11 protein-coding genes are annotated in these 10,608 nt (G+C 55.2%); 6 read left to right on the plus strand and 5 right to left on the minus strand.

What is annotated here, in order from left to right:
* A partial coding sequence (locus tag K5905_RS17545) for a TetR/AcrR family transcriptional regulator (protein ID WP_297586183.1) occupies window positions 1-519 on the minus strand: 519 nt, incomplete at its 3' end.
* Between the two features lie 184 nt (window positions 520-703).
* Between K5905_RS17545 and queC the strand changes: the two genes are divergently transcribed.
* The 5 genes from queC to K5905_RS17570 all read left to right on the plus strand — a co-directional run bounded on the left by queC (window position 704) and on the right by K5905_RS17570 (window position 4,342).
* Window positions 704-1,393 (plus strand): 7-cyano-7-deazaguanine synthase QueC, encoded by a 690-nt coding sequence (gene queC, locus K5905_RS17550; RefSeq protein WP_297586185.1) that lies wholly within the window; start codon window positions 704-706, stop codon window positions 1,391-1,393.
* Window positions 1,386-1,772, plus strand: a complete 387-nt coding sequence (queD, locus tag K5905_RS17555) for a 6-carboxytetrahydropterin synthase QueD (protein WP_297586188.1) — start codon at window positions 1,386-1,388, stop codon at window positions 1,770-1,772. The genes queC and queD overlap by 8 nt, the downstream gene beginning before the upstream one ends.
* Window positions 1,769-2,497, plus strand: a complete 729-nt coding sequence (gene queE, locus K5905_RS17560) for a 7-carboxy-7-deazaguanine synthase QueE (protein ID WP_297586191.1) — start codon at window positions 1,769-1,771, stop codon at window positions 2,495-2,497. Before queD ends, queE begins: the two co-directional genes overlap by 4 nt.
* A 4-nt stretch (window positions 2,498-2,501) precedes the next feature.
* Window positions 2,502-2,969, plus strand: a complete 468-nt coding sequence (gene queF, locus K5905_RS17565; RefSeq protein WP_297586192.1) for a preQ(1) synthase — start codon at window positions 2,502-2,504, stop codon at window positions 2,967-2,969.
* Window positions 2,970-3,196: 227 nt separating this feature from the next.
* Window positions 3,197-4,342 (plus strand): sirohydrochlorin chelatase, encoded by a 1,146-nt coding sequence (locus K5905_RS17570; RefSeq protein WP_297586195.1) that lies wholly within the window; start codon window positions 3,197-3,199, stop codon window positions 4,340-4,342.
* Between the two features lie 236 nt (window positions 4,343-4,578).
* On the opposite strand, the gene K5905_RS17575 is transcribed toward K5905_RS17570, so the two are convergent.
* The 4 genes from K5905_RS17575 to K5905_RS17590 all read right to left on the minus strand — a co-directional run bounded on the left by K5905_RS17575 (window position 4,579) and on the right by K5905_RS17590 (window position 9,860).
* Entirely contained in the window at window positions 4,579-5,598 is a 1,020-nt protein-coding gene (locus K5905_RS17575; RefSeq protein ID WP_297586196.1) for a hypothetical protein, read from the minus strand.
* Between the two features lie 519 nt (window positions 5,599-6,117).
* Window positions 6,118-6,507, minus strand: a complete 390-nt coding sequence (locus K5905_RS17580; protein ID WP_297586197.1) for a VOC family protein — start codon at window positions 6,505-6,507, stop codon at window positions 6,118-6,120.
* A 208-nt stretch (window positions 6,508-6,715) separates the two neighbouring features.
* Window positions 6,716-9,391 carry an aconitate hydratase AcnA gene (gene acnA, locus K5905_RS17585; RefSeq protein WP_297586199.1) on the minus strand — a complete coding sequence of 892 codons (2,676 nt, stop codon included), beginning with the start codon at window positions 9,389-9,391 and terminating at the stop codon, window positions 6,716-6,718.
* The gene (locus K5905_RS17590) at window positions 9,375-9,860 is read right to left on the minus strand and encodes a hypothetical protein (protein WP_297586201.1); all 486 of its coding nucleotides are present in this window, start codon (window positions 9,858-9,860) and stop codon (window positions 9,375-9,377) included. Before K5905_RS17590 ends, acnA begins: the two co-directional genes overlap by 17 nt.
* Before the next feature lie 56 nt (window positions 9,861-9,916).
* On the opposite strand from K5905_RS17590, the gene K5905_RS17595 reads away from it, so the two are divergent.
* Window positions 9,917-10,608 (plus strand): DUF4129 domain-containing protein (locus tag K5905_RS17595; RefSeq protein ID WP_297586202.1); only part of this gene is annotated, 692 nt, incomplete at its 3' end.

Consider the following 10,608-nt stretch of genomic DNA (forward strand, 5'->3'; position numbering starts at 1 on the left):
CACTCGGTTTTTCGTGTGAACTCCCATGACACCGGAAACCAGGCCGTTCGCCATCGCTTCAATGTCGACGGCCGGGTCGATCTGCCCGTCGATCTGGGCGTTGCGAAGGCTCGCGACGAAATGGGCTTCCAGCGTATCCCAGTACCTGGCAACAGCGACCTCCAGCCTGGGGCTGTTGACACGCGCATTTTCAATACCTGTGTTGACCACAAGGCAGCCGAACTGGCTGGACGTCATTGACCCTTTCGTCACAAGCGCCTGCAAAAATGCGATTATTTCCGGAATTTTTCCGTCTTTCATCGGCGCCATGGCCGAAGAAATCGCTCTTTCGCAATACATCTCCAGAGCCGTCAGATAGAGACCTTCCTTGCCGCCGAATTCAGTCCGGATGGCATATTGATTGAGGCCCGTCAGCTCCTCGAGTTCACGAACGCCCAGCGATTGGTAGCCATGTTGCCAGAACGCAAACACAACGCGCTCAACGACGTCGCTGACAGAGTAGTTTTTGGGTCGAGCCATAGCTTTCTGCATTTCCATACGAATGTATTGAAATAATTCCTATACACTTGCATTGAAATGTCAATCCGAATTTCCCCGATTGGCCTTCCCTTTTCTCCGGATCCTGCTATAAGCCCCTCCGCTCCCGCAAGGGGGTCACCGGTCGCAGCCTACCCGGTGCTAGCGAAAACAAGGGACCACATCGTTGAAAGCACTTGTCATCTGTTCTGGCGGAATGGATTCCGTCACCCTTGCGCACAAGATTGCGCAGGACCACGAGCTCACCGGTCTGATCTCCTTTGATTATGGCCAGCGGCACAAAAAGGAATTGGATTTTGCCAAGACCTGTGCCGACGAGCTGAAGACCGAGCATATCCTGATGGACATCTCGAACATCGGCCGCCAGCTTACAGGCTCGGCGTTGACCGATGACGTGGATGTCCCGGACGGGCATTATGCCGAAGACACCATGAAGATCACCGTTGTGCCTAACCGCAACGCAATCATGCTCACCATCGCCTATGGTATTGCCGCCTCGCGCGGTGCGGACACCGTTGCAACGGCTGTCCATGGCGGCGACCATTTCATCTATCCCGACTGCCGGCCGGCATTCACATCAAGTTTCGAAGTGATGCAGCGGCACGCACTGGAAGGGGTTGCCGACATCAGACTGTTCACGCCTTACGTCACGATCAGCAAGGCCGATATCGCGGTCGAAGGGCTTAAGCTCGGAATCGACTATCGCAAGACCTGGTCCTGCTACAAGGGTGGCGAGATCCATTGCGGGCGCTGTGGCACCTGTGTTGAGCGACGTGAAGCCTTTCATGTAGCCGGTGGAGTTGACCCGACCGAATATGCCGATCCGGACTTCTGGAAAGCGGCCTGCAATGTATAGGATCACCAAGGAGTTCCACTTCTCAGCCTCCCACCAGTTGGTTGGGCTGGGTGAAGACCACCCTTGCGCCCGCTTCCATGGGCACAATTACGTGGTCGAGGTCGAATTGGCGTCGAACGACCTGAATGCCATCGGCTTTGTCCGCGACTACAACGAGCTCAAGACGCTCAAGGCCTATATTGATGACACGCTGGACCACCGGCATCTGAACGATGTCCTTGGCGACGATTGCGTCACCGCCGAACGTCTAGCCAGACATCTTTACGACTGGTGCAAGACCGAATGGCCGGAAACAATGGCAGTCAAGGTGAAAGAGACACCGAAAACCTGCGCAGAATACCGGCCGCTGCTCTACGTTCCCGTGGAGGCACGGCGATGACACCAGCACCCATTCGCGTCAACGAGATATTCGGCCCGACCATACAGGGAGAAGGCGCACTCATCGGCCAGCCGACCGTGTTCGTGCGCACTGGTGGCTGCGATTATCGCTGCACATGGTGCGACACGCTTCACGCCGTCGACAGTGCCTACAGGGACGAATGGCACCCGATGACGCCGCAAGCGATCATGATGCAAGTGGATCTCCTGTCCGGAGGCAAGGCTTTGACCGTTTCGCTCTCTGGCGGCAACCCGGCCATTCAACCCCTTGGTGACCTGATCGACCTTGGCAGGCGGAAGGGATATCGCTTTGCTCTGGAAACGCAGGGAAGCCTTGCCAAGGACTGGTTTGAAACGCTGGACATTCTGACCCTCAGCCCGAAACCACCGTCCAGCGGTATGGAAACCGATTGGCAGAAGTTGGCCGAATGTGTTGCAGCTGCCGGTCCGGACACGAAAACCGTCATGAAAGTCGTCATTTTCGATGATGCCGACTATGCCTATGCAAGGGAAGTAGCGGCCCGCTATCCTGAACTTCAACTCTACCTGCAGCCGGGCAATCACACACCACCGCAACCCGGTGAGGAAGACGGCGGTATCGATATGGCCGGCATCATGGACCGCATGCGCTGGCTGGTGGACAAGGTCACCACTGACCGACTTTATACGGCCACTGTCCTCCCCCAATTGCATACCCTGATCTGGGGCAACCTCAGAGGAGTCTGAGACCATGTCTGACAAGAGCATCTATGAGAACCTGACACAACTCGGCACTTCCACGGAGCTGCCAGACGATCCGGACAAAGCGGTTCTGGAAAAGGTTCCGAACCCGCAGGCAGGCACCAAATACATGGTTCGGTTTGTTGCGCCTGAGTTCACGTCGCTCTGCCCGATCACAGGAGCCCCGGATTTCGCGCATCTGGTCATCGACTATGTGCCACGCGATTTTCTGGTGGAAAGCAAGTCGCTGAAACTGTTCCTTGGCTCCTTCCGCAACCACGGCGCCTTCCATGAGGACTGCACGGTCTCCATCGGCAAGCGGCTGGTCGACCTGCTCGATCCCGAATGGCTGCGCATCGGCGGCTACTGGTATCCGCGCGGCGGCATCCCGATTGACGTCTTCTATCAAACCGGACCGGCACCTGAAGGCGTCTGGATTCCCGAACAGGGCGTTGCGCCCTATCGAGGCAGAGGCTGAGACCGGCTCGGACATTCTGGCGCATTGGCGCATGGAAAGACGATTTACCCTTCCATGAAGGTCACAGAGCAGGATAAGGAGATTGCGTCCGGCTGACTGAAATCGCATTTGCGACTGACCAGACCGGACCAGCTTGCTCCAACACGCCATGCTGGCAGGAAGACTTGCGGCAGGTCGAACCAACGTGCCTCAAGTCAGAAGCGGGTGCACATCGGGAAAGGGATTTCATGTCCAAGACGGGCATCATGATTTGCGGCCACGGCAGCCGTGCCAAATCCGCAGAAGAAGAATTCGCCCTTTTGGCGAAAGGTATCCGTGAACGTTATCCGGACATGCCGGTCGAACACGGGTTCCTTGAGTATTCGGCACCCAACATTCACATGGGCCTCAACGCCTTGCGCGATGCCGGCGTCACCAACATCATCGCCGTTCCCGGCATGCTGTTTGCCGCAACTCACGCCAAGAACGACATTCCTTCCGTATTGTCGACCTATCAGGAAAAGAACCCTGGCCTGAGCATACAGTATGGCCGTGAACTCGGCCTGCATCCGCAGATGATCGCCGCCTTCGAGGCGCGCATTCTGGAGGCGCTTGGCGTCGACCACGTGCATGACGGTGATCTCTACGACACGATGCTGGTGGTCGTCGGTCGCGGTACGTCGGACACGCTGGCCAACGCGGAGGCAGCCCGCTTGACTCGGATTGTCACCGAAAATCTCGGTTTCGGCTGGTCGGAAACCGTCTATTCCGGTGTCACCTTTCCGTCGGTCGGGCGCGGTCTGGAGATGGCTCTCAAGCTCGGCTACAGAAAGATCGTCGTTGCACCCTATTTCCTGTTTTCCGGAAAACTGATCGACCGGATCTACAACTATGTCGACCACGTTGCCGCCACTGTGCCTGACGTGACGTTCTACAAGGCTCATTACCTTTCAGATCAGGGCCACGTCATCGATACTTTCGTCGAACGGGTCGAGGAGGCCAGGTCAGGCACTATCGTCGAAACGCAGGACCTGATGGCATCCTTCAAGGACCGGCTGGCGAAGGGAGAAGTTGAAATCCACCACCACCACGCCGAATTCCGCGACCCGCAAGATGATGAAAACGCCGATGGGCATAAACACGACCACGGTCACAGCCATGACCATGGGCATGACCACTCACATGATCACGGGCATCATCATCATCACGGGCATGGGCATAGGCATGGGCATGGGCACGACCATCACCACGGGCACAGCCATGGAGTCTATCGCCATATCGGCCACCCCAACGGCCCGCGCACCATGATCGATCAAGGTGTCTGCTGTTGCTTCATGAGCCAGTTCCCGCAGGAAGTGATCGACGAGGAACGCTCGCTGCGCGGTGAGGAATAGCGATAGAACGGCGCGTAATAAACACTGTTGGTCGACACAGTATCCAAAGCACCAGAACCCCGGGCTGACAGGAGACAACTCTCAGTGAAAAATTGCCTCCGGTTCACTCAAGAGGTGTTGAGAACAACTGCATATTACTGAGCGTGGCGACTCAACCCCACGCATCCATCAAAATCGATTACGAAATGCTTGGACTACGATCGACTGAGCAATTTCAGCGGCCGTGATGCGTCAATCTAAATCGACAAGTGTAAATCGATTACCGCCCGCTTGCCGATTTTGTACGCCCCCCATTCCGGCGGGCTTTCTATCGGGGTACCGTCTTCCTTGACGCCTCGAAGCTGCAACTTGCAAGTTTCATCAACAGTGACCGAGTAACCACCGCTCTTGGGAAACCTAGCGTCATTTCGGAACAACATACTCTCGAACCAATTTTTCTTTCCGCCGCCGGTAATTGTCCCGATAACAGCCATATTGTCCTCGGGTCCGTAGAGAACGTTAACCGGACCGACTGCGTTCTTGCGTGTGATTTCGACTGAAATCCAAGCTATGCCGTCCTCTTTTGGTCCAGTTACTTCCTCAGGAAGGTCGAATGCCCTGAAACCAAAGGTTTTAAGAAGCTTGTTGACGCCTTTACTACCGCCAGCAACAATTAAAGCAGTTAAAATATATCCTGCGAACTGTGGAGGCTCCAATTTCGAAGGTTGGGTGTAGATATTGAATAGATCTGAAACGATATCCAGCTGGAAAACGCTTACGAACAATAGTGAAAATGCGAAAGAAATCAGCGGATTAACGGATTTTGTATTAAATTTCCGCAAATAAGGTCGCCACCTGAACAACAGCTCCAATCCGCTTTCAACCAGCACGGCTAAGATGAACAGAATGAAAATGGCCTTGAAGGATTCCGTATAGATTTCCTGAGTACCCCAGGGCCCGTACTCCTGCTGCACAGAAACGGTGACATCGGTTGTCTTATCCTGTCCCGCCAGCTGGTAGTTGACAGTGTCGGTAAACTGACTGCCTTGCTCCGGCGCAAAATACATCAGGACAGTACTATCGCTGTCACCCACCCCTTTGACGATCTTGACACTTCCGTATTTTGCCTCACGTTTGGTTATCGCTTTGTTGGTTCGCAAAATTTCCACCGCTCCCTGCGGTTTCACCTGAAAAACTTGCTGCGCAAATGCCGCAGAGGCGGCGATAGAAAACGCAAATATAATACCAACAAAAGCAAGTACAAATCTGATACTCAAACACTTAATATCCAGATTTATCGTTCTAAATGAGTTCCTTTCCATAGTACCCCCCGATACCCTGCTAGTTGATTCTCATAAATTCTAGATCACACTGCCCCAACCGACTCAATATCCTGACAACTTCCCTTGCCGATTCTAACTATTCAAACTCTCCCTCAAATAAGTTTTGAATATTCAATCTCGCACCGCAGTTGCATGTAGTCTGACATCTTCCAAATCTGACGTTTTCAAAAACGAGCAGAGAGTGTCAGCGCGCCTCGTTTTCGGTGGCCCTGTTTTTCTCGTGGCTGAGACCAACACAATTCAACGGCATGTGTCGCCCCCTGAAATCCAATCATTCCACAGGATCAATACGGTTGAAATGGGCTCGTTCTCGCGCATTGATTGTTGCAACTTGAACAACAAAAGAAAAGAAGTTTCGACAAAGACGGCAATCAACACACCCGGATCTTTCAATCGGGTAGTTTTGGAAAATTGAAAATCTGCCGAGAATCAAGAATTTGTGCAGCAAGCAGCTCAGGATTCCGTCCGATCCAGATGCTCACCGAACAGCAGCACATTGCCATCCGGATCGACCGTCTCGAACTCGCGCATCTGCCAGGGCTGGTCGGCTATGTCCTCGGTTATATTGCCTCCGGCTGCCTTCGCCAGCTCATAGTAGCCGTCCACACCGTCGACGAAACAATAAGCCGTCGTCTTGCGCGGCTGATCGCTCTGCGTCAGGTGCAGGCTGACATCCTCCCGGCCAAGTACCGCGTAGCGGATCGGTTCTCCGTCGTTGTCCGCCCATTCGAACAGAACGTCGAACAAAAGCCTGTCCCGGTAATAGGCAATCGACGCTGCGATGTCGGAGACCGGAAAAACCGGGGCGATGTGGGAGAGTTTGGAAGACTGCTTATCTGACATGCCTGACCGTCTCCTTAGCTGGAACTCAAGAAAAGAACTCATCTTTAGGTAGTGCTTCCCGGGATTTTGTCATCCCGGCCGGATCAGGGGCGTCCTGGGAACGAACTCCTTGGCTCCCCCTCTTGTGGAAATGACACGCAGGGGAACAGTATACAAAACGGGCCCCGAAGGGCCCGCTCCAATTGTCTTTGCAGGTCTTCTGGAAACCTCAGCTCGTCACCAGGTTCCGCAGCACGTAGTGCAGGATGCCGCCGGCTTTGATGTATTCCAGCTCGTCCTCGGTATCGACGCGGCAAAGGCACTCGATGGTCTTTGTGGTGCCGTCCTCATAGGTGACTTCCATATTCATCATCTGGCGCGGCGTGATGTCGGCGATGCCCTTGATGGTCACGCGTTCCTTGCCGGTAATGCCATGGGACTGCCAGCTTTCACCTTCCTTGAAGGTGAGCGGGATGACACCCATTCCGACAAGATTGGACCGGTGGATACGCTCGAAGGACTGAGCAATAACGGCGCGGACGCCGAGCAGATTGGTGCCCTTGGCGGCCCAGTCACGGGATGAACCGGTGCCGTATTCCTTGCCCGCGAAGATCACCAGCGGCGTGCCGGCGGCCTTGTATTCCATGCAGGCGTCGTAGATCCATTCTTTCTTGCCGTCCTTCATGGTGACGCCGCCTTCGACACCCGGAACCATCTGGTTCTTGATGCGGATGTTGGCGAAGGTGCCGCGCATCATGACTTCGTGGTTGCCACGGCGGGAACCATAGGAGTTGAAGTCCTTCTGGGCGACCTGATGCTCGGAAAGATACTGACCTGCCGGGCTATCGACCTTGATGGCACCGGCCGGTGAAATGTGGTCGGTGGTGATGGAATCGAGGAACAGGCCCATGACCGCGGCATCGTTGATGTCCTGAAGCGGTTTCGGCTCCATGGTCATGCCTTCGAAGTAAGGCGGATTTTGAACGTAAGTGGAGGAAACCGGCCAGCCATAGGTCATGCCGCCTTCCACCTTGATGTTCCTCCAGTGCTCGTCGCCCTTGAAAACATCGCCATAGCGCTCGCGGAACATTTCCTCGGTGATCGAAGAACGGATGAGGCCGGTGATCTCTTCCGTGGTCGGCCAGATGTCCTTCAGATAAACCGGGTTGCCGTCCTGATCTTCACCAAGAGGATCCTCGGTAATGTTGACATTCAAATTGCCGGCAATGGCATAGGCCACGACCAGCGGAGGCGACGCCAGATAGTTGGCGCGAACGTCGGGATTGACCCGGCCTTCGAAGTTCCGGTTTCCGGAAAGCACCGAGCAGGCAATCAGGTCATTGTCATTGATCGCCGCGGAATAGGCAGGATCGAGTGGCCCGGAATTGCCGATACAGGTGGTGCAACCGTAACCGGCCAGCGTGAAACCGAGCGCGTCGAGATCTTCCTGAACCCCTGCCTTGTCCAGGTAGTCGGTCACGACCTGGGAACCGGGTGCCAGGGAAGTTTTCACCCACGGCTTGACCTTCAGGCCTTTCTTCAGGGCATTGCGGGCGACAAGCCCGGCACCGATCAGAACCGAAGGATTGGACGTGTTCGTGCAAGATGTGATCGCAGCGATGACAACGTCGCCATTGCCCAGATCGTGGTCCTTGCCTTCAACGGCAACACGTTTGTTGAGCTCTTCGCCCTTCTTGAATTCTTCCGCCATTGTCTTGGCGAAGCCGGTGGCGGCGTCGGCCAGATTGATGCGGTCCTGCGGACGCTTCGGGCCTGAAATTGCCGGAACGACGGTGGAGATATCAAGTTCCAGAGTGTCGGTGAATTCCGGCTCTTCGCCACCGGAGCGGAACATGCCCTGCGCCCTGGAATATTCCTCGACCAGCGCGACGCGGTCCTTGTCGCGGCCGGTGGCTTCCAGATATTTCAGCGTGTCGTTGTCGACCGGGAAGAAGCCGCAGGTCGCGCCGTATTCCGGCGCCATGTTGGCGATGGTCGCCTCATCTTCGAGGCTGAGATTGTCGAGGCCAGGACCGAAGAATTCGACAAACTTGCCGACAACGCCCTTCTGACGCAGCATTTCCACAACACGAAGAACCAGATCGGTCGCGGTGATGCCGTCATTCAGCTTGCCGGTCAGCTTGAAGCCGACAACCTCCGGGATCAGCATGGAGATCGGTTGGCCGAGCATGGCTGCTTCCGCCTCGATGCCGCCAACACCCCAGCCCAGAACCGCAAGTCCATTGACCATTGTCGTGTGGGAGTCGGTCCCCACAAGCGTGTCCGGATAAGCAACGGTTTCACCGTTTTCTTCCCTGGTCCAAACCGTCTGTGCCAGATATTCGAGGTTTACCTGGTGACAGATACCGGTTCCAGGAGGAACGGCGCGGAAATTGTCGAATGCGGACTGCCCCCAGCGCAGGAACTCGTAGCGCTCGTTGTTGCGCTCATATTCAAGTTCGACGTTCTTCTTGAACGCATCCCGGGTCCCGAAATAGTCAATCATCACCGAATGGTCGATGACCAGATCAACAGGAACCAGCGGGTTCACTTTTTTGGGGTCACCGCCGAGTTTCACGGCGGCATCTCGCATCGCAGCCAGGTCGACCACGGCAGGAACGCCGGTAAAGTCCTGCATCAGAACACGGGCCGGACGATAGGAAATTTCATGTGAAGACTTGCGCGTCTTCAGCCATTCGGCACAGGCGAGAATGTCTTCCTTGGTCACCGAGCGACCATCTTCGAAGCGCAGCAGGTTTTCCAGAACGACTTTCAGCGAGAACGGTAGCCTGGAAACACCTTCCAGACCGTTCTTTTCCGCTTCCGGAATGGAAAAGTAGGTGTAGGTCTTGCCGCCGGCAGTCAGCGTCTTTTTACACTTGAAGCTATCAAGGGACTGGGTCACGACGTGCGATCTCCTTAAAGGTCCGTGGCAATCGGGTCGAAACGCGTCTCGCCGGCTGCCTGTCACAAATCTCTGGTGGTTCCACATCGGGAACCAAAGCGCCCTTTTCGGGCATTGTTGCGATGCTTATCCTCAGAGCTGAACCGAAGTTCACTCCGAGTTGCACCGACTGGCCGCCGCTATACAAAACTTTGGCTCTTGTCGCCAGCATAGAGACATAGGGGCTTTCGGTTAAGAAGCCATGCCTGTCACGCTTTGCAGAAGCCTCGATTTCGTATTTCGGGTCGTCGCAAATTTTATATACAACGGTATACAAAATGAAAACCCTTCTTGGAACGCTGGCTCTGCTTTCGGCGATGCCGCCTCTCAAACTTGCGTGATTTAGGGGCAGAAGCAGGGCGCGGTCACGGGAAACCTGTAAAAAACCGGCACCGGCGACTGCCGAGACTACAACCTCAAATTCGACCACCGAACCGCCACAGCCGATTATTGCGAAGACAGATCGTTCCCGTTATTAAAGCGACTATGTTTCGACTTTTGATCCTGTTCATTTTCTTCAGTGTTTTGACACCCGTCGCGCAATTGGCCGCACAGGAAGCAGTGCAGGAACCTTTCGAAATCGAAGATGCGGGAAACGATTATCTCAAAGCGATCCGCTGGCGGGGCATAGACGCAGAGGTCACCTATTTCGACCCGTCCGCCCCTCCTCCGAATCTGGATACCAATCAACAACCGTTGCGCTCTCCCGTTCAGCGGGAAGGAACGGACCTCAGCGGCCGTTGGACAACCGGACTGATTGCAGCGGCCATTCTTGCACTGATCGTCTTTCTGTTCCTGCGCTTTGGCGGCGGCATCGCGGTTTCGCTGAAACAGGACGCTGAAAACCCGGGGAGCACACGCTTGAAAAGGCAGCCCAAAGCTCCCGCCTGGGCGGAAAAACTCGGTACCTTTGACGAAATTCTCCGTCTCAAGGACCGCAAGCAGGCTCTGATCCTTCTGGTTCAGAAAGCTCTTGCCACGACGGTCGCCGCACATGGCGTACTGATGCAACGAAGCTGGACAGCGCGCGATGCGCTTCGGCACATCCCGAACACACAGCACCATCTTGACGACTTGCGCACCCTTGTTTCCGCAAGTGAACGGGTTCAGTTCGGAGGCCGGGATCTGTCGGAAGAAGAATTCCGTGAACATGTTGTACGTTGCAGGAAACTGCTGGA

This window comes from Roseibium sp., assembly GCF_025698965.1.
GTDB lineage: Bacteria > Pseudomonadota > Alphaproteobacteria > Rhizobiales > Stappiaceae > Roseibium.

What these genes read in the sequence shown, in the direction of transcription:
- queE (WP_297586191.1), top strand. Translation starts at nt 1,769, where the DNA reads ATGACACCAGCACCCATTCGCGTCAACGAGATATTCGGCCCGACCATA.
- K5905_RS17570 (WP_297586195.1), top strand. Translation starts at nt 3,197, where the DNA reads ATGTCCAAGACGGGCATCATGATTTGCGGCCACGGCAGCCGTGCCAAA.
- K5905_RS17580 (WP_297586197.1), bottom strand. Translation starts at nt 6,507, where the DNA reads ATGTCAGATAAGCAGTCTTCCAAACTCTCCCACATCGCCCCGGTTTTT.
- queD (WP_297586188.1), top strand. Translation starts at nt 1,386, where the DNA reads ATGTATAGGATCACCAAGGAGTTCCACTTCTCAGCCTCCCACCAGTTG.
- queF (WP_297586192.1), top strand. Translation starts at nt 2,502, where the DNA reads ATGTCTGACAAGAGCATCTATGAGAACCTGACACAACTCGGCACTTCC.